25 protein-coding genes, 1 tRNA gene and 1 riboswitch are annotated in these 25217 nt (G+C 61.2%); of the genes, 20 read left to right on the top strand and 6 right to left on the bottom strand.

Annotated elements, in window-relative coordinates:
* The first annotated feature begins 7 nt into the window (after positions 1 to 7).
* From PMI24_RS22425 to PMI24_RS22415, 3 genes are read left to right on the top strand one after another with little or no spacing between them, the layout of a single operon-like run.
* The gene (locus PMI24_RS22425; protein WP_007957976.1) at positions 8 to 466 is read left to right on the top strand and encodes a tripartite tricarboxylate transporter TctB family protein; all 459 of its coding nucleotides are present in this window, start codon (positions 8 to 10) and stop codon (positions 464 to 466) included.
* Between the two features lies 1 nt (position 467).
* Positions 468 to 1982, top strand: coding sequence for a tripartite tricarboxylate transporter permease (locus PMI24_RS22420; protein WP_007957974.1), 1515 nt, complete (start codon positions 468 to 470; stop codon positions 1980 to 1982).
* Positions 1975 to 3009 (top strand): AbrB family transcriptional regulator, encoded by a 1035-nt coding sequence (locus tag PMI24_RS22415; RefSeq protein ID WP_007957972.1) that lies wholly within the window; start codon positions 1975 to 1977, stop codon positions 3007 to 3009. Before PMI24_RS22420 ends, PMI24_RS22415 begins: the two co-directional genes overlap by 8 nt.
* A gap of 67 nt (positions 3010 to 3076) precedes the next feature.
* Here PMI24_RS22415 and PMI24_RS29265 read toward each other — a convergent pair whose 3' ends face one another.
* Both PMI24_RS29265 and ung read right to left on the bottom strand, forming a co-directional pair.
* Positions 3077 to 3520: a hypothetical protein gene (locus PMI24_RS29265; RefSeq protein ID WP_157222957.1), complete on the bottom strand. Its 444-nt coding sequence runs from the start codon at positions 3518 to 3520 to the stop codon at positions 3077 to 3079.
* Positions 3521 to 3682: 162 nt separating this feature from the next.
* The gene (gene ung / locus PMI24_RS22410; RefSeq protein WP_007957971.1) at positions 3683 to 4378 is read right to left on the bottom strand and encodes a uracil-DNA glycosylase; all 696 of its coding nucleotides are present in this window, start codon (positions 4376 to 4378) and stop codon (positions 3683 to 3685) included.
* 132 nt (positions 4379 to 4510) lie between these two features.
* On the opposite strand from ung, the gene PMI24_RS22405 reads away from it, so the two are divergent.
* A complete protein-coding gene (locus PMI24_RS22405; protein WP_007957970.1) occupies positions 4511 to 5623 on the top strand; it encodes an enoyl-CoA hydratase/isomerase family protein in 1113 nt (370 codons plus the stop codon).
* A gap of 51 nt (positions 5624 to 5674) precedes the next feature.
* Here PMI24_RS22405 and PMI24_RS22400 read toward each other — a convergent pair whose 3' ends face one another.
* Both PMI24_RS22400 and PMI24_RS22395 read right to left on the bottom strand, forming a co-directional pair.
* Complete coding sequence (locus PMI24_RS22400) at positions 5675 to 6079, bottom strand: hypothetical protein (RefSeq protein ID WP_007957969.1); 405 nt, start codon at positions 6077 to 6079, stop codon at positions 5675 to 5677.
* Between the two features lie 178 nt (positions 6080 to 6257).
* Complete coding sequence (locus PMI24_RS22395; RefSeq protein ID WP_007957968.1) at positions 6258 to 6521, bottom strand: hypothetical protein; 264 nt, start codon at positions 6519 to 6521, stop codon at positions 6258 to 6260.
* A 283-nt stretch (positions 6522 to 6804) separates the two neighbouring features.
* Positions 6805 to 6905: riboswitch (guanidine-I (ykkC/yxkD leader) on the top strand.
* A gap of 63 nt (positions 6906 to 6968) precedes the next feature.
* Between PMI24_RS22395 and PMI24_RS22390 the strand changes: the two genes are divergently transcribed.
* The 14 genes from PMI24_RS22390 (at position 6969) to PMI24_RS22330 (ending at position 21736) form a co-directional block, all read left to right on the top strand.
* Entirely contained in the window at positions 6969 to 8036 is a 1068-nt protein-coding gene (locus tag PMI24_RS22390) for a putative urea ABC transporter substrate-binding protein (RefSeq protein ID WP_007957967.1), read from the top strand.
* An 18-nt stretch (positions 8037 to 8054) separates the two neighbouring features.
* Positions 8055 to 8870: an ABC transporter permease gene (locus PMI24_RS22385; RefSeq protein WP_007957966.1), complete on the top strand. Its 816-nt coding sequence runs from the start codon at positions 8055 to 8057 to the stop codon at positions 8868 to 8870.
* Positions 8867 to 9655 carry an ABC transporter ATP-binding protein gene (locus PMI24_RS22380; protein WP_007957965.1) on the top strand — a complete coding sequence of 263 codons (789 nt, stop codon included), beginning with the start codon at positions 8867 to 8869 and terminating at the stop codon, positions 9653 to 9655. The genes PMI24_RS22385 and PMI24_RS22380 overlap by 4 nt, the downstream gene beginning before the upstream one ends.
* Positions 9656 to 9667: 12 nt before the next feature.
* Complete coding sequence (locus PMI24_RS22375; protein WP_007957964.1) at positions 9668 to 10393, top strand: urea amidolyase associated protein UAAP1; 726 nt, start codon at positions 9668 to 9670, stop codon at positions 10391 to 10393.
* A gap of 11 nt (positions 10394 to 10404) precedes the next feature.
* Positions 10405 to 11046, top strand: a complete 642-nt coding sequence (locus tag PMI24_RS22370; protein WP_007957962.1) for an urea amidolyase associated protein UAAP2 — start codon at positions 10405 to 10407, stop codon at positions 11044 to 11046.
* 175 nt (positions 11047 to 11221) lie between these two features.
* Entirely contained in the window at positions 11222 to 14836 is a 3615-nt protein-coding gene (gene uca / locus PMI24_RS22365; RefSeq protein ID WP_007957959.1) for an urea carboxylase, read from the top strand.
* Positions 14837 to 14861: 25 nt separating this feature from the next.
* A complete protein-coding gene (gene atzF / locus PMI24_RS22360) occupies positions 14862 to 16634 on the top strand; it encodes an allophanate hydrolase (protein WP_007957957.1) in 1773 nt (590 codons plus the stop codon).
* Positions 16635 to 16791: 157 nt separating this feature from the next.
* A complete protein-coding gene (locus PMI24_RS22355) occupies positions 16792 to 18279 on the top strand; it encodes a sensor domain-containing diguanylate cyclase (protein WP_007957956.1) in 1488 nt (495 codons plus the stop codon).
* A 5-nt stretch (positions 18280 to 18284) separates the two neighbouring features.
* On the top strand, positions 18285 to 18503 hold the full coding sequence (locus tag PMI24_RS22350; protein WP_007957955.1) for a cysteine-rich CWC family protein: 219 nt from the start codon (positions 18285 to 18287) through the stop codon (positions 18501 to 18503).
* 33 nt (positions 18504 to 18536) lie between these two features.
* Positions 18537 to 19229 carry a pseudouridine synthase gene (locus PMI24_RS22345; RefSeq protein WP_007957954.1) on the top strand — a complete coding sequence of 231 codons (693 nt, stop codon included), beginning with the start codon at positions 18537 to 18539 and terminating at the stop codon, positions 19227 to 19229.
* A gap of 315 nt (positions 19230 to 19544) precedes the next feature.
* Complete coding sequence (locus PMI24_RS22340) at positions 19545 to 20429, top strand: alpha/beta fold hydrolase (protein WP_007957953.1); 885 nt, start codon at positions 19545 to 19547, stop codon at positions 20427 to 20429.
* 169 nt (positions 20430 to 20598) lie between these two features.
* Positions 20599 to 20672: transfer RNA gene (locus PMI24_RS22335), tRNA-Gly, on the top strand.
* A 442-nt stretch (positions 20673 to 21114) separates the two neighbouring features.
* Complete coding sequence (locus tag PMI24_RS29000) at positions 21115 to 21294, top strand: type II toxin-antitoxin system HicA family toxin (protein WP_007957952.1); 180 nt, start codon at positions 21115 to 21117, stop codon at positions 21292 to 21294.
* Positions 21295 to 21328: 34 nt separating this feature from the next.
* Complete coding sequence (locus PMI24_RS22330; RefSeq protein WP_007957951.1) at positions 21329 to 21736, top strand: type II toxin-antitoxin system HicB family antitoxin; 408 nt, start codon at positions 21329 to 21331, stop codon at positions 21734 to 21736.
* Between the two features lie 60 nt (positions 21737 to 21796).
* Here PMI24_RS22330 and PMI24_RS22325 read toward each other — a convergent pair whose 3' ends face one another.
* Positions 21797 to 22165: a DUF6124 family protein gene (locus PMI24_RS22325; protein WP_007957950.1), complete on the bottom strand. Its 369-nt coding sequence runs from the start codon at positions 22163 to 22165 to the stop codon at positions 21797 to 21799.
* Positions 22166 to 22687: 522 nt separating this feature from the next.
* On the opposite strand from PMI24_RS22325, the gene PMI24_RS22320 reads away from it, so the two are divergent.
* Positions 22688 to 23416, top strand: a complete 729-nt coding sequence (locus PMI24_RS22320) for a class I SAM-dependent methyltransferase (protein ID WP_007957949.1) — start codon at positions 22688 to 22690, stop codon at positions 23414 to 23416.
* 40 nt (positions 23417 to 23456) lie between these two features.
* Here the strand turns inward: PMI24_RS22320 and tam are convergent, their stop codons facing one another.
* Complete coding sequence (gene tam, locus PMI24_RS22315) at positions 23457 to 24227, bottom strand: trans-aconitate 2-methyltransferase (protein ID WP_007957948.1); 771 nt, start codon at positions 24225 to 24227, stop codon at positions 23457 to 23459.
* Positions 24228 to 24600: 373 nt separating this feature from the next.
* On the opposite strand from tam, the gene PMI24_RS22310 reads away from it, so the two are divergent.
* Positions 24601 to 25104 (top strand): inclusion body family protein, encoded by a 504-nt coding sequence (locus tag PMI24_RS22310; protein WP_007957947.1) that lies wholly within the window; start codon positions 24601 to 24603, stop codon positions 25102 to 25104.
* The last annotated feature ends 113 nt before the right edge of the window (positions 25105 to 25217 follow it).

The following is a 25217-nucleotide window of genomic DNA, read 5'->3' as shown; positions in this document are numbered from 1 at the left end:
GCTCCCCATGCTTATTCAACGCATTTTTGCCTCGGTGCTGTTGCTGGTCTGCGCCAGCCTGGCACTGATGGCCTGGCCGTATCAGGCGGCTTTTTCCTACGAACCGGTCGGCCCTCGGGCATTCCCCCTGCTGATGCTGGGCCTGATGGGCCTGGCGCTGCTGTACATGGTGTTTCGTCCGGCGCCCATCAAACACAGTGAGGACGAGCCGCCGCTGGATCGCGAAACCCTGACCAAGATCTCGATCTGCGTCGCCCTGCTGCTGGTGTTCGCCGGCTTGTTCGAACCGCTGGGCTTCATCCTCAGCAGCATTCTGATCGGCATCCCGATGGCGCGCCTGTATGGCGGGCGCTGGGTGCCCAGCGTCATTGTCACGACGCTGATGGCGATCGGTTTGTACGTGCTATTCGACCGCGTGATGGACGTACCGCTGCCCCTCGGCCTGCTCGACGTTCTGGAGAACTGATATGGATACTCTCGGTTATTTGGGTCAGGGCTTTGGCGTCGCGCTGAGTCCGTACAACCTGGTCACGGCCCTGACCGGCACGCTGATCGGCACCGTGGTCGGGTTGTTGCCGGGTCTGGGCCCGATCAATGGCGTGGCATTGCTGATCCCGATTGCATTCGCCCTCGGGCTGCCGCCGGAATCGGCACTGATCCTGCTGGCGGCGGTTTATCTGGGTTGCGAATACGGCGGCCGGATCAGCTCGATCCTGCTGAACATTCCGGGCGAAGCCTCAACCGTGATGACCACCCTCGACGGCTACCCGATGGCCCGCAAAGGCCTGGCCGGTGTGGCGCTGTCGTTGTCGGCATGGAGCTCGTTCATCGGCGCCTTCATCGCCACCTGCGGCATGGTGCTGTTCGCACCGCTGCTGGCGAAATGGGCGATTGCCTTCGGGCCGGCGGAATACTTCGTGTTGATGGTGTTCGCGATTGTCTGCCTCGGCGGCATGGCCGGTGACCGACCGTTGAAAACCTTCATCGCGGCGTTGATCGGTCTGTTCCTGTCCAGCGTCGGCATCGACGCCAACAGCGGTGTTTACCGCTTCACCGGCGACAACATTCACCTGACTGACGGCATTCAGTTCGTGGTGCTGGTGCTGGGCCTGTTCTCGATCAGCGAAATCCTTCTGCTGCTGGAGAAAACCCATCGCGGCCAGGAAGCGGTGAAAGCGACCGGGCGGATGATGTTCAACTTCAAGGAGGCGGCGTCGGTGTTCGTGGTGAACATCCGTTGCGGCCTGCTCGGCTTCATCATGGGCGTGTTGCCGGGTGCCGGTGCGACCCTCGCCAGCGCCGTGGCCTACATGACCGAGAAACGCATCGCCGGTGCCAGCGGCAAGTTTGGTCAGGGCGACGCCCGCGGCCTCGCTGCGCCGGAAACCGCCATCGGTGCCTCCGCTTGCGGCGCGCTGGTGCCGATGCTGACCCTCGGCGTTCCGGGTTCGGGCACCACGGCGGTGATGATCGGCGCCCTGTCGCTGTACAACATCACCCCCGGCCCGCTGCTGTTCCAGCAACAGCCGGACATCGTCTGGGGCCTGATCGCCTCGCTGTTCATCGCCAACATCATGCTGGTGATCCTGAACATCCCGATGATCCGCATCTTCACCCGCATCCTCGCTGTGCCGAACTGGGCACTGGTGCCGGTGATCGCGATCATTACCGGGATCGGCGTCTACGCCGTGCACGCGACCACGTTCGACCTGTTCCTGATGGTCGGCATCGGCATCTTCGGCTACATCCTGCGCAAACTGGATTTCCCGCTGTCGCCAGTCCTGCTGGGCTTCATCCTCGGCGGCCTGATGGAGCAGAACCTGCGCCGGGCGCTGTCGATTTCCAACGGTGCGCTGGACATCCTCTGGTCGAGCCCGATCACCTTCGGTGTCTGGGTGCTGACCGCGCTGATGCTGGCGTTCCCGCTGCTGCGCATCTGGCGTCGTCGCTCCGCTGCCCGGAACGCGATTGCCGATGTTTGATCGCTCCTCGTTGAAACAGTGGTGGGGAACCCCGCTGGTCGGTCTGCTTGGCGGTTATATCGCCAGCCAGATCGGCTGGCCGCTGCCGTGGATGGTCGGCTCGTTGCTGGCGATCATCCTGGTGCGCTGCCTGACCCCATGGCAATTGGCTGAAATCCCTGGCGGCCGCAAGTGCGGCCAGTGGATCGTCGGGATCGGTATCGGCCTGCACTTCACCCCACTGGTGATGGAGCAGGTGCTCAGCCACTTCGGCCTGATCTTCTTCGGCGCGCTGGTCACCAGCCTGTCGGCGGTGGTCGGCGTGTGGCTGATGCGCCGCACCGGTGAGGATCGCGCCACGGCGTTTTTCTCCAGCATGCCCGGCGGCTCCGGTGAGATGGTCAACCTCGGTGCACGCAACGGCGCGATGCTCAGCCACGTCGCGGCCGGGCAGAGTCTGCGGGTGTTGGTGGTGGTGTTGTGTGTTCCGGCGGCGTTCAAGTATCTGCTGGGTGACGGCACTCCGATTTCACACGCCGGCAGCGTCGACTGGCGCTGGCTGGCGATTCTTTTTCCGGCGGGCGGCCTGCTCGCCTGGCTCTGGCAACGTCTGCGCCAACCCAATCCGTGGCTGTTCGGCCCGTTGCTGGTGAGTGCGACAGTTAGCATCGCCTGGGACTTACACATCAGTCTGCCCAATGGCGGCAGCCAGATTGGCCAGTGGCTGATCGGCAGCGGGCTGGGTTGTCACTTCAACCGGCAGTTCTTCCGCCGCGCACCGTCGTTCATGGGGCGCACGCTGATCGGCACGGCGCTGACCATGTTGATCGCGACACTGGCGGCGTTGGGGCTGAGTGCACTGACCCACCTGGATCTGCGTTCGCTGACCTTGGGCATGATGCCCGGCGGAATCGCCGAGATGAGCCTGACGGCGGAAACCCTGCAATTGTCGGTGCCGCTGGTGACGGCGATGCAGGTGATGCGGTTGTTGTTCGTGTTGTTTCTGGCGGAACCGTTGTTCAAATACTGGAACAAGACTGCGCAATAAGGGGTTAAAGCGGGAGGTGCGCTAAAAGAAGGTGCCCGACCCGCTGGATCGCCTTCCCACTGACAAACTAAGCGTTGACCTCAAAGCGACCAAAAGAAAGCGCTAACCTTCTTGTACCGCCTTCCAATTGCGCAATGGCCTCAAAGTGTGAAGATTTACAATTTTTCGCCGTGGGATTGTTATCTAGATCAATTGATCCAGAAATAAGAGTGTAGCGCTCCCCCACCCCAAACTCCTGCACGGTGTATACACCTTCAACCTTCCTGGGCCCGATTTCATGTACTCCAGCTTCTGTCCCGGCAGGGAAATACAGCAATAATGCGCTAGACCACTGCGGGATTTCGCTATGGCCTATGACCCGCAATTGCCCGTTGCCAAGAACTTGCAGATACAGCTCGTTCGCAGTGAAATTGGCATGCGAATCCCTGTTACGAAAGCGGCTTGTTTCAAATGAGAAATCACCTTCCGCTCTTGGTAAGGCTTTTATTTCTTCAAACGTCAAATTTTCCACGTCGACCTCCTGAAACCGAATTAACGCAGATGGACAAGCGCCCCTGCGTTCAAACATTTGGCGGTTTAAAGAAGCCCGCGTCTACTGTCAGATATTACAGGTTGTACGCATAATCCGATTAACGGTTAACAACAGGCGAAGTCTTTCATTGCACGTGCCTGTTTATATAACAGGCGGCAAACGCCACTCGATCGGTGCTTCGCCGTTCTGCTCCAGGAATTTGTTGGTGCGGCTGAAGTGCCCGCAACCGAGAAAGCCGCGATAAGCCGACAGCGGTGACGGGTGCACCGAGGTCAGCACCAGATGCTTGGTGGCGTCGATCAGCTTCTGTTTGCTCTGCGCATGAGCGCCCCAGAGCATGAACACCAGATGCGGTTGCTGCTGGCTGACCACCTCAATGATCCGGTCCGTAAAGAACTGCCAGCCCTTGTCCTTGTGCGCATTGGCGTTGGCGCGCTCGACGGTCATGGTGGTGTTGAGCATCAACACGCCCTGATCGGCCCAGCTCTGCAGATAGCCGTGGTTGGGAATGTCGATGTTCAGGTCGCGCTTCAGCTCTTTATAGATGTTGACCAGCGACGGCGGCGCCGGCACGCCCGGTTGCACCGAGAAGCACAAGCCGTGGGCCTGGCCCGGGCCGTGGTACGGGTCCTGGCCGAGGATGACCACTTTTACCTTGTCCAGCGGCGTCGAATTCAGCGCGTTGAAGATCATCGGGCCCGGCGGATAGATTTCCTTGCCGGCCGCCCGCTCCTGCTGCAGAAAAGTGCGCAACTCTGCCATGTAGGGCTGGTCGAATTCGGCACGCAGTGCCTCCTTCCAGCTCGGTTCGAGTTTGATACGGTCGTCAGCAGTCATGGTCATACCCGGCAAAAACAATGGGGCGAACCCTAGGAAAGCCGACCACGCTTGTCAATTGATCTGACGCAGATCCGGCACTTTCCCACACAGCGATCATACTGATCGTTCAAATTCCCGATCGAGGTCACGATGAATCTGCACTTCGAAGAACTCACCGGCACCGACGGCGCGCGCATCGGCGTGGCCACGCTGGATGCCGAAAAGTCGCTCAATGCGCTGTCCCTGCCGATGATCCACGCCCTGAGTGACAAACTGAACGCCTGGGCCAAGGATCCGCAAATCGTCTGCGTGCTGCTGCGCGGCAACGGCGCCAAGGCCTTCTGCGCCGGCGGCGAAGTGCGCAGCCTGGTGGAAGCCTGTCGCGCCCATCCCGGCGAAGTGCCGCCGCTGGCCGCACAGTTTTTCAACGCTGAATACCGTCTGGACTACAGCCTGCACACCTACCCGAAACCGTTGATCTGCTGGGGCCATGGCTATGTGCTCGGCGGCGGCATGGGCCTGCTGCAAGGCGCGAGCATCCGGATCGTCACGCCGAGCAGCCGACTGGCGATGCCGGAAATCAGCATCGGTCTGTACCCGGACGTCGGCGCCAGTTGGTTCCTGTCACGACTGCCGGGCAAGCTCGGCTTGTTCCTCGGCCTGACCGGCGCACACATGAACGGCCGCGATGCGATCGATCTGGATCTCGCCGACCGTTTCCTGCTCGACGAACAGCAACAGGAACTGATCGACGGCTTGTTGCAGCTGAACTGGCAGGAACAAACCGCCATGCAGCTCAACAGCCTGCTCAAGGCGCTGCAGCAGGAAGCCGTGGCGCAGATGCCCGAGGCGCAATGGCTGCCGCGTCGACAGCAGATCGATGAATGGCTGGATGTCAGCGACGTCACCTGCGCCTGGAAAGCCATCAGCCTGCATCGGGACAACAGCGACCTGTTGATTGCCCGTGCGGCGAAAACCATGAGTGAAGGCTCGCCACTGACGGCGCATCTGGTCTGGGAACAGATCATTCGTGCCCGCCACTTGTCGCTGGCCGAAGTCTTTCAGATGGAATACACCCTGAGCCTCAATTGCTGCCGGCATCCGGAGTTCAGCGAAGGGGTTCGGGCGCGGCTGATCGACAAGGATCACAAACCACACTGGCACTGGCCGGACATCGCCCGGGTGCCGGACGCGGTGGTCGAGGCGCACTTTCACAAGGTCTGGGAGGGGCGGCATCCGTTGGCGGATCTCTCCAGCTACTGAAATCCAGGCACAAAAAAAGCGGCGCTCAATGCGCCGCTTTTTTGCGGGGGGTTACCAGCGGTTGCCGTGCCGGTTGTAATCGCCGCGTCCACTGTGACGGTCGTAGTTGCCACGACCCCGGCGATCATCCCAGCCACCGCGACGATGGTCGTCCCAGCGTCCGCGATCATGACCGTGCCAGCGACGGTTCTCGTAGTAACGCGGGGCCGGTTGGTAGTAACGAGGCGCCGAGTAGTAGCGTGGAGCCGGTTGGTAATAGCGTGGCGCTGGCTGGTAGTAGCGCGGCGCCGAATAATACGTGCTGCCGCCGCTGTAATAAGTGCCACCGCTGTTGTAGTACGAAGGTGCCTGCGATGTGTAGACCTCTGAGCTGTAGTAGCCATCTCCGTAGGAATAAGGGACGCATCCGCCAAGGGAAAAAAGCATCACGGTAAACAGAAGAATTCGGCGATACATGGCGGCCTCCTGGACCGCGGGTAGCCACACCAGCGACGCTGGCAGGCGTCAGTCTTTCATTCGGCGACTGACGGAATATCTGACAGCGATTTCGGCATCCGGTGCGTTTCTGCAACAACTTGAAACAAGTGATTCATGAAACCTTGTTCATGCAGAAACGCCGTCATTCAGCCGCTGATTAGTGGTGCCCACCGTGGTATCCGCCGCCGTGATAACCCCGTCCGTAACCGCCGCGATAGCCATAGCCGCCGTAGTAATAGCGGGCGCCGCCGTAGTACCGCGGACCGTAATAACCACCGTAGTAATAAGGCGAGTAATAGCCGGGAGAGTAATAGGGCGTGGAGTAAACATCGTAGCCGCCGGCGTAGTAGTAACAACCGGACAGCCCCAGACCGAACACCGCAGCGAACAGTGCCCGACGCAGCATTTTCTTGAGCAGCATGGCGGCCTCCTGAAAGACCTGTGACAGCAGTCGGCACAGACCGGCTGACATCAGGTTTGACTGGCTAACCGCTAACGAGTGCCCACGCCGAACGCGCATCGGATCAGCGGCCATAGCGCTGCATCACGGTGCAAGCGCGCACCAACACAAAGCGCTGAATGCACCTGCCAACTGAGCCCCTCCACCCACAAGCCACGTGGCAGACGGCTCGCCGCGACTTGGCACGCCTCTCGCTTTAGCAAACCCGTGCAGGAGTCATCACAGGTTCGCGGCACCACAATTTGCAATGGCTGACTAGGGTTCCGGCTCGCATCTGCGAGTGGCTGGTCCGAGAGTTGGCGACCTCCAGTTGAGGTTACACGGCGGGACAAAAGCCCGGGAGACAAGCCACCGTTCGCGGTGCCGCGTTGCCTTCCTGTCCGCCCTCGATCAACTGGAGAATCCGCCATGTCACGACTACGTTTCCCCACCCTGCTCGCCGCCGCCTTCGCCGCCCTCCTCAGCAGCCAGACCCAGGCTGCGCAGAAAGACCATTTCAGCGTGTGCTGGACGATCTACGCCGGCTGGATGCCATGGGAATACGCCGGCAGCCAGGGCATCGTCGATAAATGGGCGAAGAAATACGGGATCAAGATCGACGTGGTCCAGCTCAACGACTACGTCGAATCGATCAATCAATACACCGCCGGTCAGTTCGATGGCTGCACCATGACCAACATGGATGCGCTGACCATTCCGGCCGCCGGTGGCGTCGACAGCACCGCGCTGATCGTCAGCGATTTCTCCAACGGCAACGACGGCATCGTCCTCAAGGGTGACGGCAAGAAAGTCGCCGACCTGAAGGGCATGGACGTCAACCTGGTCGAACTGTCGGTCTCGCATTACCTGCTGGCCCGCGCGCTGGACTCGGTCGACCTGACCGAAAAAGACCTGAAAGTGGTCAACACCTCCGACGCCGACATTTCCGCCGCGTTCAACACCGAGCAGGTCAACGCCGTCACCACCTGGAACCCGATGCTCTCGGACATCAAGGCCAAACCCGGCGTGACCGAAGTCTTCAACTCCAGCCAGATCCCCGGCGAAATCATGGACATGATGGTGGTCAACAGCGCCACCCTCAAAGACAACCCGGCGCTGGGCAAGGCGCTGACCGGCGCGTGGTTCGAAGTGGTCGATTTGATGAACGCCAGAAACGCCGCCGGCAAAGCCGCGCTTGAGCACATGGCCAAAGCTTCGGGCACCGATCTGGCCGGATTCCAGGCGCAGCTGGACACCACCAAACTGTTCGCCACGCCGAAAGAAGCCCTGGCGTTCGCCACCAGCAAGCAACTGCCGGAAACCATGCGCAAAGTTGCCGAGTTCTCGTTCCAGCACGGCTTGCTCGGCGAAGGCGCCAAGGACACCAGTGCCGTCGGCATGACCTTCGCCAACGGCGTGACCAGCGGCGACACAGGCAATCTCAAGCTGCGTTTCGATCCGACTTACGTGCAGCTGGCCGCCGACGCCAAGCTGTAAGCCACGGAGGATTTGGCCATGCGCCTGATCAATCGTCACCCGGATCGACCGAGTCGCCTGCTGCTGGTGATCCTGCCTTTCGCCCTGGTGCTGTTCGCCTACTTCATGGGCTCGGCGGAGCGTCTGGCGGACAACCCCAACGACAAACTGCTGCCCAGTGCGGTGCAGATGAGCGATGCGGTCAAACGCCTGGCGTTCAATGCCGACAGTCGCACCGGTGAGTACCTGCTCTGGCAGGACACCGTGTCGAGTCTCGGACGCCTGGCCATCGGCCTCGGCATCGCGGCGCTGGCCGGGTTGTGCCTGGGCATGGCGGCCGGCACCCTGCCGCTGTTCGGCGCACCGTTGTCGCCGATGCTGACGGTGTTATCGATGGTGCCGCCGCTGGCGATCCTGCCGATTCTGTTCATCGTCTTCGGCCTCGGCGAGCTGTCGAAAGTGATGCTGATCGTGATCGGAATCACCCCCGCACTCGCCCGTGATCTGGAACAGCGCGCGCGGGACATTCCGGTCGAACTGCTGATCAAGGCGCAGACCCTCGGCGCCTCGACCTGGACCCTGATGCTGCGTGTGGTTCTGCCGCAACTGTTGCCGCGCCTGCTGATTTCACTGCGGCTGATGCTCGGCTCGGCGTGGCTGTTCCTGATCGCCGCCGAAGCCATCGCCTCCACCGACGGTCTGGGCTACCGGATTTTCCTCGTGCGCCGTTACCTGGCGATGGATGTGATCCTGCCGTACGTGGTGTGGATCACCCTGCTTGCCTGGCTGATGGATTGGGGCCTCAAGCGCCTGACCCGGCGCGCATTCCCCTGGTATGAGGGGGCGGCCAAATGAGCTTCATCACAGTGAAAAACGTCTGGCAGCAATACGCCGACCAAATGGTGCTCGAAGGCTTGAACCTCAGCGTCAACGAGGGCGAGTTCTGCACGCTGGTCGGTGCCTCGGGCTGCGGCAAGTCGACCTTCCTGCGCCTGCTGCTGGGTCAGGAAACCGCCAGTCGCGGCGAGATTCTGCTCGACGGTCAGCCACTGGCGCGCGAGCCGGATGCGAGCCGTGGCGTGGTGTTCCAGCGCTACTCGGTGTTCCCGCACCTGTGCGTGCTGGACAACGTCGCCCTCGGCCTCGAACTGCCCCGGGCGCCACTGCTCGGGCGTCTGTTCGGCAGCGCCAAACGGGACGTCCGCGAGCAGGCCTCGGCGCTGCTGCAAAAAGTCGGCCTCGGCCATGCGCAGGACAAGTACCCGGCGCAACTGTCCGGCGGCATGCAACAGCGGCTGGCGATCGCCCAGGCGTTGATCATGAAACCGCGCGTGCTGCTGCTCGACGAACCGTTCGGCGCGCTCGATCCGGGCATTCGCAAGGACATGCACGCGCTGCTGCTGACGCTGTGGCGCGAGACGCAACTGACCGTGTTCATGGTCACCCACGACCTGTCCGAAGGTTTCAGCCTCGGCACCCGTCTGCTGGTGTTCGACAAGGTCCGCCTCGACCCGCACGCCCCCGGTGCCTATGGCGCACGCATCACCTACGACATCCCTTTGAACAGCGACCGCCGCGCCGAACGCGCCGCCGTCGACGCCCTGCCGGTGCAACTGGCGAGCGCCCTTCGAACCGCTTGAGAGGAATTTCCCATGACTGATTCAACCCGAATTTTTCCACCCTTCGCCGAAGAAACCCTGCCCGGCGGCGGTCACCGCTCCTTCGTCTTGAAGCGCGGGCAACTGCTGCGCCTGACCGACCTGCGCGGTGGGGCCAACGTCAGCCTGACTTTGCTCAACGCCAACGAAAAAACCGAGCGCCTGAACCTGCCCGACAGCCTCAAATGCCAACATACCGCCAAGCTGACCGTCGGCCATTGCCTGTACTCGGACATGGGCCGCGTGCTGGCGGCAATCACGGCGGATACCTGCGGCTGGAGCGACAGCCTCGGCGGTGTGCTGTGCGCCGAGGAAGTCACGGAAAAATACGGTCAGGGCCGCTATCAGGAACTGCGCAACGGCTTCTTTCGCAACGGCACCGACAACCTGCTGGTAGAGCTCGGCAAGTGGGGGCTGGGCCTGTCCGACCTGCTGATGACCCTCAACCTGTTCAGCCGAGTCAACGTCGACGACAGCGGGCGTTTGCATTTCGTCGAGGGCCATTCGCAGGCCGGTGACTACATCGAACTGTATGCACCGATGGACACCCTGGTTGTGCTCACCGCTCTGCAACATCCGCTGGATCCGTCGCCGCAATACGCCCCCAAACCGCTGAAGCTGAGCTGGATGAACGCTGACCCGAGCGTCGCCGAGCACTGCCGTACCTCGCGCCCGGAGAACGAGCGCGGCTTTATCAACACCGACCGTTTGTTCGCCTGAGGATCGTCGCCATGTCAGTTGCTATCGCCACTTCGCAAAAACAACCCGACGCTGCGGTGTACCGCGCCACCATTCCCGCCGGCGAACCCTGGCTGATGGAGGTCAAGGCCGGCCAGACCCTGCGCATCCTCGATCTGGAAGGCAATCAGGCGGTCGACACCTTGTTCTACAGCGCCGCCAATCCCCGTGAGCGCTACGACGTGCAACGCACATTGCGCCGACAAAACAACGTCTACCTGAGCACCGGCAGCGTTTTGTATTCCAACCTCGGCAAACCGATGCTGACCCTGATTGCCGACACTTGTGGCCGTCACGACACCCTCGGCGGCGCCTGCGCGCAGGAGAGCAACACCGTGCGCTACGCCCTGGAAAAACGCTACATGCACAGCTGCCGCGACAACTACCTGCGCGCCTGCGCCCACGACGGACGCCTGGGCAAAGGTGACATCGGGCCGAACATCAATTTCTTCATGAACGTGCCGGTGACTGCCGAGGGTGGCCTGACCTTCGAAGACGGGATTTCCGCCCCCGGCAAATACGTCGACCTGCGCGCGGAGATGGACGTGATCGTGCTGATCTCCAACTGCCCGCAATTGAACAACCCGTGCAACGCCTACAACCCGACACCTGCGGAGCTACTGGTATGGAACTGAAATTCGTCCGTCTGCGCCGCTGGTTGTTTGCCCTGTGCCAGGCGCGCTCAGGCCAGTGCCTGAAAAAGTGAAATGATTTCGCCGTCGGGGACGACCCTGGCGCCTGAACAAAAACGGCGGGACGGCCCGCCTCCCAGTCGAGCCCGCACCCTGCGCGGGCTCCAGGGGTTTCTCCATGTTCGAAAAAGTCCTGATTGCCAACCGTGGCGCGATTGCCTGCCGCATTCTGCGCACCTTGCGTGAACTGCACGTCGAAGGCGTCGCGGTGTACTCCGAAGCCGATGCCGCCAGCCTGCACATCCTGCAAGCCGAGCAAGCCCACAGCCTCGGCGAAGGCGCAGCGGCCGGCACCTATCTGGCCGTGGACAAGATTCTCGCCATCGCCAAAGCCACTGGCGCCACCGCGATCCACCCCGGCTACGGCTTCCTCTCGGAAAACGCCGCGTTCGCCGAAGCCTGCGCAAACCATGGCATTGCCTTCATCGGCCCGACACCGGAGCAACTGCGGGTGTTCGGCCTCAAGCACACCGCACGGGCTCTGGCCAAACAGCACGGCGTGCCGATGCTCGAAGGCACCGAACTGCTCGACAGCCTCGATGCTGCACTGATTGCCGGCGCGCAGGTCGGTTATCCGGTGATGCTCAAAAGCACTGCCGGTGGCGGTGGCATCGGCATGCGTGTGTGCCGTAACGCCAGCGAACTGAGCGAGTCATTCGAGGCAGTGAAGCGCCTCGGCCAGAACAACTTCAGCGACGCCGGAGTGTTCATCGAGAAGTACATCCAGCGTGCGCGGCATCTGGAAGTCCAGGTGTTCGGCGACGGCCACGGCGCGGTGATCGCCCTCGGCGTACGCGACTGCTCGGTGCAGCGGCGCAATCAGAAAGTCCTCGAGGAAACCCCGGCACCGAACCTGCCCGAAGGCATGGCGGATGAGCTGTGCGCGGCGGCGATCAAACTGGCCAAAGCGGTGAATTACCGCAGCGCCGGCACCGTCGAATTCGTTTTCGACAGCGATGCGCAGCGCTTCTATTTTCTCGAAGTGAACACCCGGTTGCAGGTCGAACACGGCGTTACCGAACAGGTGTGGGGCGTCGATCTGGTGCGCTGGATGATCGAGTTGGCGGCCGGTGACTTGCCGCCGCTGGCCGAGTTGTTCGCAGGCCTGCAACCGCAGGGGCATGCGATTCAGGCGCGGCTGTATGCCGAGGATCCGGGCCGCGATTTCCAGCCCAGCCCCGGCTTGCTGACAGCGGTCGATTTCCCCGTCGCCGATGGCCGGCATCTGCGCATCGACACCTGGGTCGAGGCCGGTTGCGAGATCCCGCCCTACTTCGATCCGATGATCGCCAAACTCATCAGCTGGGCGCCGACCCGCGAACAGGCGCGTGCCGATCTGCATCAGGCCCTCGGCGACAGCCTGCTCTACGGCGTGGAAACCAACCGCGACTACCTGCGGCAGATTCTGCTCGATACGCCGTTCGCCAGCGGTCAGCCCTGGACCCGTTGCCTGGAAGGCCTGGTGTACCGGGCCAACACGTTTGAAGTGCTGAGCGCCGGCACCCAGACCAGCGTCCAGGACTACCCCGGTCGCCTCGGCTACTGGGCGGTCGGCGTGCCACCTTCGGGGCCGATGGACAGCCGCGCGTTGCGTCTGGGCAATCGTTTACTGGGCAACGATGAAGGCCTGGCCGCGCTGGAAATCACCATGAGCGGGCCGTTGCTGCGCTTCAATTGCGATGCAGTGGTGGCCGTGACCGGCGCACCGATTGCCCTGACACTCGACGGCCAGCCGCAGGCGATGAACACCGCCCTGCTGATACCGGCGGGCAGTCAATTGCATCTGGGCAATCTGCCGGGCGCCGGGGCCCGCAGCTACCTGTGCCTGCGCGGCGGCGTGCAAGTGCCGGATTATCTGGGCAGCAAAAGCACCTTCACGCTCGGTCAGTTCGGTGGTCATGGCGGGCGGGCCTTGCGCGCCGGTGACGTGCTGCATGTGCCGGCCTTGAGTGAGCGCAGCGCCGGGCAGACGTTGGCGCCCCATCACGTCAGCGAATTACCTGCCGTGCGCCGGATCCGCGTCATCTACGGCCCCCATGGCGCGCCTGAATATTTCACTGAAAACTACATCGGCACCTTTTTCGCCACGCAATGGGAGGTGCATTTCAACTCCAGCCGCACCGGCGTGCGCCTGATCGGGCCGAAACCAGAGTGGGTGCGCGCCGACGGCGGCGAGGCCGGGCTGCATCCGTCGAACATTCACGACAACCCCTACGCCATCGGCGCCGTGGACTTCACCGGCGACATGCCGGTGATCCTCGGCCCGGATGGCCCGAGTCTTGGCGGGTTTGTCTGCCCGGTGACGGTGATCGAGGCAGATCTCTGGCAGCTCGGGCAACTGAAGGCCGGGGACAAGGTGCAGTTTGAGCCGGTCGATCTCAAGACCGCACGCGATCTCGCCCTCAAGTGGGATGCCTGTGGGAGCAGGCTTGCCAGCGATGGGGCCCGACCAGACACCACACCCACATCATCACAGACGTTGGTTTCGCCAGTGGTGCTGGATTTGGGTCAGGCGGACACGCGACTGGTCGCACGACTGTCCGGCGATACACATCTGCTGCTGGAAATCGGCGCCCCGGAGCTGGATCTGGTCCTGCGCTTCCGGGCCCACGCACTGATGCAGGCGCTGCAAGCCTCAGCCCTGCACGGCGTGATCGACCTGACTCCGGGCATCCGCTCGCTGCAGGTGCACTACCAGCCCGAACAATTGCCGCTGGCCGATCTGCTCGGCATCGTCGCCGGCGAGTGGAACGCCGTGTGCAGCGCCACTGACCTGCAAGTGCCGTCGCGAATCGTCCACTTGCCCCTGTCGTGGGACGATCCGGCCTGCCAGTTGGCGATCGAGAAATACATGACCACCGTGCGCAAGGACGCGCCGTGGTGCCCGAGCAATCTGGAGTTCATCCGCCGCATCAATGACCTGCCCAACCTCGACGAGGTGCAACGCACGGTGTTCGATGCGAGCTATCTGGTGATGGGCCTCGGCGACGTCTACCTCGGTGCGCCGGTCGCCACACCGCTCGACCCGCGCCATCGGCTTGTGACCACCAAGTACAACCCGGCACGCACCTGGACTGCCGAGAACTCGGTGGGCATCGGCGGCGCCTACATGTGCGTCTACGGCATGGAAGGCCCGGGCGGCTATCAGTTCGTCGGGCGTACCTTGCAGATGTGGAACCGCTATCGCGAAGTCGCCGCGTTCGAAGGCAAACCGTGGCTGCTGCGCTTCTTCGACCAGATCCGTTTCTACCCGGTCAGCGCCGACGAACTGCTGCGCATCCGTCGGGATTTTCCCCTCGGGCGTTTCGACCTGAACATCGAACAGAGCCAGCTCAACCTCGGCGACTTTCAAGGGTTTCTCAACCGCGAAGCCGAGAGCATCCACGCTTTTCGCCTGCAACAACAAGCGGCGTTCAACGCCGAGCGCGAACGCTGGATCGCCAGCGGCCAGGCGCATTTCGACAGCGAAGAGGCCGTGCCGCAAAGCCAGGAAGAAACACCGCTGGCCAGCGGTCAGCAGAGTGTCGACAGCCACATTGCCGGCAATCTGTGGCAGGTCCAGGTCGAGGTCGGGAGTCGCGTCGCGGCCGGTGATGCGCTGGTGATTCTGGAGTCGATGAAGATGGAAATCCCCGTGCTCGCGCCGCTGCCCGGCGTGGTCCGGGAGATTCGCGTGCAACCTGGTTCGGCGGTACGCGCCGGTCAACGGGTCGTGGTGCTGGAACTCGACTGAACCCATTTTTGCAAAGGATGACCTCATGAATCTGCAACTCGATGCCCTGCGCCAGGCCTACCGCGACGGCCAGACCACACCGCGCAAATTGCTGTTGGCCCTGCGGGAAAAAGCCGCTGCGCTCAATCCCGACTATCACCTGTTTATTCATCTGCTCAGCGTCGAGGAACTGGAACCGTACCTCGCCAGCCTCGACGGCCGTGATCCCGAGAGCTTGCCGCTGTATGGCGTGCCGTTCGCGATCAAGGACAACATCGACCTTGCCGGTGTCCCGACCACGGCCGCGTGCCCCGCATTCGCCTACCTTCCCGAACGTTCGGCAACCATCGTCGAACAGTTGCTGGCGCTGGGCGCGATTCCGCTGGGCAAGACCAACCTCGACCAGTTCGCCACCGGCCTCAACGGCAGCCGCTCGCCGTATGGCGCCTGCCCGAACAGCGTGTTGCCGGAATATCCCTCCGGTGGTTCCAGCGCCGGCTCTTCGCTGGCGGTGGCGCTCGGCGTCGCCAGTTTTGCCCTGGGCACCGACACCGCAGGCTCGGGACGGGTGCCGGCAGCGCTGAACAATCTGCTGGGACTCAAAGCCACCAAAGGCCTGATCTCTACCGCAGGCGTGGTGCCGGCCTGCCGCACGCTGGACTGCGTCACGACCTTCACCGCGACCGCACGCGAGGCGAGCCAGTTGCTGGCACTGACCGCCCGCTTCGACCCTCGGGATGAATACAGCCGCAGCAATCCGGCGTGGAATGACGGCTCGGCATTCGGTGCTCCCAAACCCTTCCGGTTTGGCGTACCGCGGGCGCAGGATCTTGAGTTTTTCGGTTGCCCCGAAGGCCCGCTGCTGTTCGGCGACGCCATCGACCGTCTGAAGGCTCTGGGCGGCGAAGCGGTCGAACTGGATCTGTCACCGTTCCTCGAAGCTGCGCGGTTGTTGTACGAAGGGCCGTGGGTCGCCGAGCGTTACAGTATCGCCGGCGAACTGATGGAACAGCGTCCCGAAGCAGTGCTGCCGGTGATCCGCGCGGTGCTGGCCAAGGCCCCGGCGGTGACGGGCGTGCAAGCGTTCCGTGCGCAGTATCGACTGCAAGCGCTCAAAGCCGTTTGCGATCAGGCCCTCGACGGACTCGACTGCGTGCTCACGCCCACCATCGGCCGCCCGGTGACCCTGGCCGAACTGGACGCCGAGCCGGTGCTGCGCAACGCCGAACTGGGTTACTACACCAATTTCATGAACCTGCTGGATTACGCGGCCGTCGCCGTGCCCAGTGCGGTCATGGACAACGGTTTGCCGTGGGGCGTAACGCTGTTTGGCCGGGCGTTCACCGACCAGTATCTGCTGGGCTTGGCGGACGCCTTGCAGCGCCAGCAGAATCCGGCGCTGCCGACACCGGCGAGTCCGGCACGCAATGACCGGGCGCGGCTGGTGGTCTGCGGCGCGCACCTCGATGGGTTGGCCCTGAACTGGCAGTTGCAGCAACGCGGCGCACGCCTGATCGAAGTCACCCACAGCTCGAAGGACTACAAACTCTACGCGCTGGCCGGCGGCCCACCGCTGCGTCCGGGCATGCTGCGCGTGGCGGAAGGCGGCGTGGCAATCGAGGTGGAAGTCTGGGAGTTGCCAAGCCGCGAACTCGGTTCATTCCTGACCGGCATCCCGGCCCCCCTCGGGTTGGGCAAGGTACAACTGGCGGACGGCCGCTGGGAGAGCGGTTTCATCTGCGAACCCTACGGGCTGGCCGGAGCGTTCGACATCAGCCATCTGGGTGGCTGGCGCGCCTACCTGGCCAGCCGCGACTGACCCGAAAACCCGGCAAATCGCCGACCCTCTCCCTGCTGGAGAGGGTCGGTGAAAGAGCGGCGTCTGATTACCCGTCATTTCAGGCACAAATCCCGCAGTTTTTTCCCGGCCATCTCACTAGAATGCTGCCATCGGGCCACCGTCGACGGAACTGCCAATGCCGCTCAGATCTGCGTTTTACTCTCAACGTTCGCTGGTATTGACTCTGGTCGCCCTCCTCGGCGCAGGTTTCCTCGCCACCTCGCTGCTCAGCTACTACGCCTCGCGCGCGTCGATCCGCGACAACATCGTCAACACCGAACTGCCGCTGACCTCCGACACGGTGTACTCGGAAATCCAGAAAGACCTCGTCAGACCGATCCTGATTTCCTCGATGATGTCCCGCGACACCTTCATGCGCGACTGGGTGGTGAACGGCGAGAAAGACAGCGACCAGATGACCCGCTACCTCGACGAGGTCATGACCCACTACGGCGCCTATACCGCATTCTTCATCTCCAACAGCACCCACACCTACTACCACGCCAAGGGCGTGCTCAAGCAGGTGAAAATCGACGAGCCGCGCGACGCCTGGTACTTCCGTGTACGCGACATGAAGGATCCGTACGAGATCAACGTCGACCCGGACCTGGCCAACAAAGACAACATGACCTTCTTCATCAACTACAAGGTCTATGACTACAACGATCGCTTCATCGGCGCCGCCGGCGTAGGGCTGACGGTGGACGCGGTGATCAAGCTGATCGACAAGTACCAGCAGCGCTATCAACGCAGCGTTTACTTCGTCGACACCTTCGGCCGACTGGTCTTGACCGGTGCCGAGGGCGGGCCGGAGGGGGCGCCAGTCGGGAAAAGCCTGAACGACCTCGACAGCATGAAAAGCCTGGTCAGCCAGTTGCCCAAACCCCACAGCGGCAGCTACGAATATTCCGCCCACGGTCAGGGACATTTCCTCAACGTGCGGTTTATTCCGGAGTTGAACTGGTACCTGTTCGTCGATAAACGCGAAGACGGCGCACTGAGTGAAATCCGCCAGTCGTTGTACCTCAATCTGCTGATCTGCCTGCTGGTGACGTTGATCGTACTGGCGCTGGTCAACCGCTTGATCCGCCGCTATCAGGAAAAAATCCACGCCCAGGCCACCCTCGACAGCCTCACCGAACTGCCCAACCGTCGTGGCTTCGACCTGCTCGCCGTGCAAGCGCTGCACGAAGCTCACCGCGAGCCGAAACCGCTGACCGCGCTGTTGCTGGATCTGGACCACTTCAAGGTCTTGAATGACACCTACGGACACATGGCCGGCGATCAGGTGCTGATCGGGTTCGCCCGGGATCTGCAAAGCTGCCTGCGACATTCCGACATCGTCTGTCGTTGGGGCGGTGAGGAATTTATCGTGCTGCTGAAGGACACCGACGGCGAGACCGGTCAGAAGATTGCCGAGAAGATCCGCCAGCACGTCGAACAGCATGAATATGCCTACAACGGTCATACCCTGAATCTGACGGTCAGCATCGGCGCAACCACCCTGCAACGGGATGACACCTTGCACAGCCTGCTGTCCCGGGCCGATCATGCGATGTACCGGGCCAAACAGACCGGTCGTAACCGCACCTGCGTGGAAATGCCTCACTCGACCTATGCCTGACACTCATGAACAAACCTGACCTCTGCCCGGCCTGCGGCGCGCGCAACGACTGTACCCTGGCCGACCCGCGCACCGCCGACCGTGCCTGCTGGTGCTACGGCGTTTCCATCGATCCGGCAGTGCTCGAAGCCCTGCCGGCGGAACTGCGCGACAAGTCCTGCCTGTGCCCGCGTTGCGCCCAGGTCGAGGCGCAACTGCAAGCGGCCAAGCCGTCGATCCCGTAAGATGCGCGCCCCGCTACCTGCCGATTCCTGATCATGCGTGTCGACCGTTTCCTCAGTAACCTGCCCCGCTACAACCGCAAACAGGTTCGCCTGTTGCTGGTGGAAAAGCGCGTGCGCATTGACGGAAAAGTCGTCAGCGACCCTCACAGCGAAGTCCTGGAATTCAGTCGCGTCGAAGTCGACGACGAAGTGCTGCAAAGCGGCAAACAGGCGCGCTACTTCATGCTGTACAAACCGCAGGGCTGCGTCAGCGCCACCCGCGATCCCGAGCATCCGACCGTGCTCGACCTGATCCACGAGCCGGACAAGGACGACCTGCACATCGCCGGACGCCTGGACTTCAACACCACCGGGCTGATGCTGATCACCAACGATGGCAGTTGGTCGCGGCGCCTGACCCAGCCGCAGACCAAACTGCCGAAGGTCTATTACGTCGAGACCGAACAGGAGATCGGCCCGGAATATGCGATCAAGTTCGCCGAGGGGATCTACTTCGCTTTCGAGGACCTGACCACCCAACCGGCGCAGCTGGAAGTGCTCGGCCCGCGAACTGCGCGGCTGAGCATCGTCGAAGGTCGTTACCATCAGGTGAAGCGCATGTTCGGCCACTTCAACAACAAAGTGCTGCGCCTGCACCGCGAATCCATGGGCCCGCTGCCGCTGGATCACGCGCTAAAACCGGGCGAGTACCGCGCTTTGCGCACCGAAGAGATTCATTTGTTCTAAGCAGCCGACCGCTCAGCAGAAGTTGTCGAACAATTTACCAACGGCACTTGCGCGATCCGGATCCCCCTGCTTGAATCAGGACGTCGGCCAAATTGTGACCGATGAGTCACACATAACTTCTAAGAAACTTTTTGTCGGTAGAGAGCCTCAAGGCTCCGCCTCAGCCGGCAGATTGACCGCCAATAACAATACCCGTCGACCAGCTGTAACGGATCGACATGGGCTCCAAAATTCCAGGCGTATGCCTACCTGTCACAAAGCTCGTGCAATCTCTATTTGCGCGCATACCCGCTTGCTTGCCAGGAGTCTTATGACATGAGGCCAGAAATCGCTGTGCTGGATATACAGGGTCAGTATCGGGTTTACACGGAGTTCTATCGCGCAGACGCCGCAGAAAAGACCATCATTCTGGTCAACGGCTCGATGGCCACGACTGCGTCGTTTGCACAAACCGTGAAAAATCTGCACCCGCAATTCAACGTGGTCTGCTACGACCAGCCCTACGCGGGCAAGTCGAAAGTCCACAACCGCCACGAGAAACATCTGACGAAAGAAGTCGAAGGTCTGATCCTGCTGGAGCTGATCGACCACTTCGCGGCCGAACACGTGCTGTCGTTCTCCTGGGGTGGCGCCGCGACCATGGTCGCCCTCGCCCATCAGCCTCGGCGCATCGAAAAAGCCGTGATCAGCTCGTTCTCACCGGTGATCAACGCGCACATGCTCGATTACCTCGAACGCGGCGTCGAATGCCTCGGCCAACGTGACGGCGACCGGGTCGGCCACCTCGTCAACAACACCATCGGCAAACACCTGCCGTCGCTGTTCAAGCGCTTCAACTATCGCCACGTCAGCAGCCTGGCCGAGCACGAATACGGGCAGATGCACTTTCACATCAACGACGTGTTGCACAGCGATCGTCAGTGCTATCTGAACGCGGCGAAGAAAATCAACGTACCGGTGCTGTTCCTGAACGGCGAATGGGACGAATACACCGCCGCCGAAGATGCGCGCCTGTTTGGCAGCCACGTGGCGCAAAGCACCTTCACCACCCTGCAGGCCACCGGGCACTTCCTCGACATGGAACACAAATCCGCCTGCCGGGACAGCCAGAACGCCCTGCTCGGTTTCCTGAAACCGGCGCAACAGGCCAGCCGAACGCGTTACCAGCTCGTCCAGGATCACCATGCATTGGCCATTTGAAACAGTGTCGTCACGAGCGAGCCTGCGCGGCTGAGAATCAGCCGTCCTACAGCCGGCAGTGCTTGCCCGCGATTGACCGATCTGGCTCTGATTCAGGCTTTTCCACTCGCCACACGCAAAGAAAACTTCAAATCCGTGGCCGAGTCTGGTACAAAGTCAGCCGCTCTGAGCGGGTGTCGTATAATGGCATTACTCCAGCTTCCCAAGCTGATAACGAGGGTTCGATTCCCTTCACCCGCTCCAATCGAATTCATGTCCTGCGTCGAGGTTTGACGGGGGATGCGCAAACAGAAAAAACCGGCCTTGATGGCCGGTTTTTTTGTGTCCGGGATTTAGGGCAAATCCCGTTCACTACGCCGAGAGCGGACATTACTTGCACTTCTTAACTCCATTTCACTGTGGGTTATCACGTCAAAATCGAGATAAGCCCCAAAATATTGGAATTGGAGGTCGCCTCAGAAACTTACTTTGGCCAGGAACCCACACCTGTTGAGCCTCAACGCCAACCCATTGGATTTCATGGAAACGGCCTGCAATACACTCCCCATCCTGCTGAAGTATCCCCGCCTAGACTTCTTCGTGACCGCCGCCTCCATCAAAGGACGATGACCGCTCGGTGGTTATAGTGTTGATCGATAAAAAATCGTGGGTATAGTACCCACCAAGCACACCACAGGGAGGTGTTGTGAATAGCCGTTTTCTAATTGGCCAGCTCGTCGCAGACGGTTGGTATCTGGTGCGGGTCAGAGGCAGTCATCATCACTTCAAGCATCCGACCAAACCTGGTCTGGTCACAGTGCCTCACCCGAAGAAGGATCTGCTCAAGAAAACGGCCATCAGTATTTTGCAGCAGGCGCTGCTTTGACTTATCAGGTCAACTGCGCCGTGGAGGACGACACATGCTTTACCCGATCGCGATTTCAGTGGGTGATGAAGGACATGCCTGGGGAGTGGAGGTGCCGGATATTCCAGGCTGCTTCTCCGCTGGAGATGATCTGGACGACGCAATGGCCATGGCTCGCGAAGCCATCGAAGGCCATTTCGAGATTCTGGCCGAAGACGGCTCGCCCATCCCGCCGGCCAACAAGGTCACACTGCATGCAGCCAACCCCAAATACGCTGGCTGCACGTGGGCGGTGGTTGATATCGATGTGACCAAATACCTGGGCAAAGCTCAGAAACTCAACATCACATTGCCGGGCTATCTGCTCAATCGAATCGATGAGTACGTGTTGCACCATCCGGAAGAGAAAAGCCGCTCCGGATTCCTGGCCTCGGCGGCGCTCAAGGTTTTGCAGCAACGTTGAAGCGGGAAAAAAACCGGTCGCGACGACCGGTTTTTTTATGCCTGCCAGAACAGCTGCAATTCAGTCCTTCACCTCAACATGATCCAGCGCCTGATTCACCGCCAATTCCCCCAGCATCACCAGTTGCGCAATGCCTATCGCGGTTCTGCGGTGGGCGGGGTCGAGGGTGGCGGCGAAGTTGTTGAGCATCTCGGATGCCGAGCCCAGTGATTCGCTGGCGTTGGCCAGCAGGGATTCGGTGTCGTAGGCCGGGTTGGCGAAGTACATCGGGTCGGGTTGGTTGTTCGTGCCCATGACATGGGCGCCGGGGCAGAGGTAGTGATCGAGGGCGCGGTTGGCGGCGTCGTTGAGTTTTCTGGAGTCGACTGAGGTGTAGGGGGATGTTGGGGCTGTTTCGACCTCGGGGGGATTGGGTGTTGGCTTGAACATGATTTGATACTCAGTGTGATGGTTAGAGCTGCCCCATTCGGTTCCACGCGAAGGGAGGGCAGCTGTACGCAGGTTGGAACCCGGGCCACCAAGCAAAACCCGACAGACTCGAAGTCTCCCGCGCACAGCCGCCATAACAGAGTGCACACCATCAAGGTGCGCAAGCATACGTCATGAACGACGCTTTGCATTCAGTGAAGTCGCCGGGGTTCCAATCCCGATCGCCGATTCATCAGCGACCTTCACAGGCTAGAGCCCGCACTTCCGACGGACAACCTGAAAACCTTGTGGGAAGGTTCAGTAAACGGAACCCACTCTTTAAACATCCCGAATCGAAAAACCGCGTTTACAGATCCCCAACACTCCGCCGGTTCTCACACTCGTCACGACCCGCTAGCATTTCCCCATCGCCCACCACCCTCCCCCTGCGCGGCCATCGACGAATACGCGCCATCACCTTTCGAGGGATTCAAAACCGTGGCTCCCAAGCCACCCAAATCAAATTCAAAGAGCAGCAAACCCATGACCCAGAACATCTACGACGATCCCGAATTTTTCCAGGGCTACAGCCAGATGAACCGCTCCATCGGCGGCCTCGATGCCGCGCCGGAATGGCCTGCGCTGAAAGCCTTGCTGCCCTCCCTGCACGGTTTGCAGGTGGTGGATCTGGGCTGCGGCTATGGCTGGTTCTGCCGCTGGGCCAGCGAACAAGGCGCTGCCGAAGTGCTGGGGCTGGATGTCTCGGAGAAAATGCTCGAACGTGCGGAGGAAACCACCTCGGCCGAGAACATCCGCTACGAACGTGCCGACCTGGAACAGCTCGATTTACCTACGTGCACATTCGATCTGGCCTACAGCTCACTGGCGCTGCACTACATCAAGGATCTTTCGGGGCTGTTCGCCAAGCTGCACGCGGCGCTTAAACCCGGTGCGCATTTTGTGTTTTCCATCGAGCACCCGATCTTCATGGCGCCGCGCAATCCGGGCTGGCTGATCGACAGCGAAGGCAACAAGCGCTGGCCGCTGGAAAGTTATCAGATGGAAGGCGAGCGGGTGACCAACTGGCTGGCCGACGGGGTGATCAAGCAGCATCGTACGGTCGGCACGCTACTCAATGCGTTGATCGGCGCAGGCTTCACGATTCAACACGTCAATGAATGGGGCCCGAGCGATGCCGAAGTAGCCGCACAACCAGCGCTCGCTGAAGAGCGTGAGCGACCAATGATGATGCTGGTCGCCGTACAGCGCTGACGACAAAAGAAAGGGCCGATCAAATCGGCCCTTTTTCATTTCAACGTGTGGCGACAATGAACAACCGCGGAAACGGCAACAGCACCGAACCATCCGCCAGCGCCGGATACGCCGTCGCGACCTCCGCCAGATATTGCGCCAGATAATCCGCCCGCTCGGCCTCAGTCAGCGGACTGAGGAACGGAATAAGACCACTGCCCTTGAACCACTCGACAACGCCTGAAGCCCCGCCCGCCAACTGATGGTGATACGTGGTGCGCCACACATCGACCCGCGCGCAATGCGGCCGCAGCATCGAGAAATAGGCACTGGCATCCGCCATTTCGGTTCGCTGCCCCGCCGCGCCCGCGAGTTTGCTGGCCCACGGCCCGTTGGCAGCCACTTCACGCATCAACCGATGGGACGGCTCGTTGAGGTTATCCGGCATCTGAATCGCCAGACTGCCACCCTGCGCCAATTTGCCCGCCAGCGCCGGCAACAACGTCGCGTGATCCGGCACCCACTGCAATACCGCGTTGGCAAAGATCACATCGAACGGCCCCGTATCCGCCCATTTATCGATGTCCGCCACTTCGAACTGCAACTGCGGCAGACGCTTGCGCGCGGCATCGATCATGTCCGACGAACTGTCGAGCCCCTGCACTTTCGCCCCCGGAAAACGCTCCACCAGTAGCTCGGTCGAGTTGCCGGGGCCACACCCGATATCGACCACGGAACGCGCCTCGGGCGTGGGAATCGCCGCCAGCAGATCGCGGGCCGGGCGGGTGCGTTCATCTTCGAAAGTGACGTATTGCTTGGCGGACCAGGTCATTGCGTTCTCCTGTCGGGGGCATTCCAGCGGTTCGTTACGATACAGGCTGCGTGGCCCCCAGCTCCAGATCGACAAATGGCAAACGGAGTCCGACGTATCGATGGTTATCGCCAAATCGCAGGCCCTTATCACCCAATTGACCGTCCGTCGAACCGGTTAAGCGCAATTTTGACAGCCTTCAATACCTGCCTATAGTCAATTTGCGGCAGTCGGAAGGAACCCGGCCTATCAGTCGTCCTGCAGGGAGCAGGTCCGCTCATCTCTCGTGAACGGTGGGTTCCGTCAGTAGTGTGTTCGCAACGGCCAAACGGCAAGCAACATGGTCGCGCCTGAAACCTGTATCAGGCATTCACTATGAACAAGGAGCTTTACCATGTCTCGAGTCACGGATGTGCTGGTCACGATCGACACCGAAACCATTCTGAAAAAGTATCCCGGCATCAGCAAAGACCCGAAGAATCCGACGCTGATCGATTGGCATCACGTGTACATGGTCACCAACCAGGACAACGTGGTCAGCGGCCAGGCCGGTGGTGAGCTGGACCTCAAGGCACAAGTCGGTGACCTGATCCGCTGGCGTGAAACCAGCCTGTCGCAAAGCTTCGAAACCGCAGTGATCTTCTACAAATTCATCGGCAACCAGGGTGCCGACCTGATCTCCCCGCCCTCGCCGCGCAAGGCTACAGCCTGTGTTGCGGTGCCAAATACCAGCAATCCTTCGGTGCCCAGCTGCCAGAAAGTCGATAACCACTATTGGTCCTCGGAAACCCTTTCGTGCGGTCGCGTGACCTATCACTTCCACTTCCTGATCGTCGACCGCAACTGCCAGATCATCGGCTGCTGTTCGTGGGATCCATTCATTTCCATTCACAACTGACGTTGCTTCGGGCTCTTTGGCAACAAAGGGTCCGACGGATTCGCTACCGCTTCGGCCAATCAGGATGTATGTCCGGCCGAAGCGGTTGGCGTCTTGCGCCAACATCATGAAAG

The sequence above is a fragment of the Pseudomonas sp. GM25 genome (assembly GCF_000282255.1).
Taxonomy (GTDB): Bacteria; Pseudomonadota; Gammaproteobacteria; order Pseudomonadales; family Pseudomonadaceae; genus Aquipseudomonas; species Aquipseudomonas aphyarum.
This window is presented reverse-complemented; position numbering and strand designations above follow the sequence as displayed.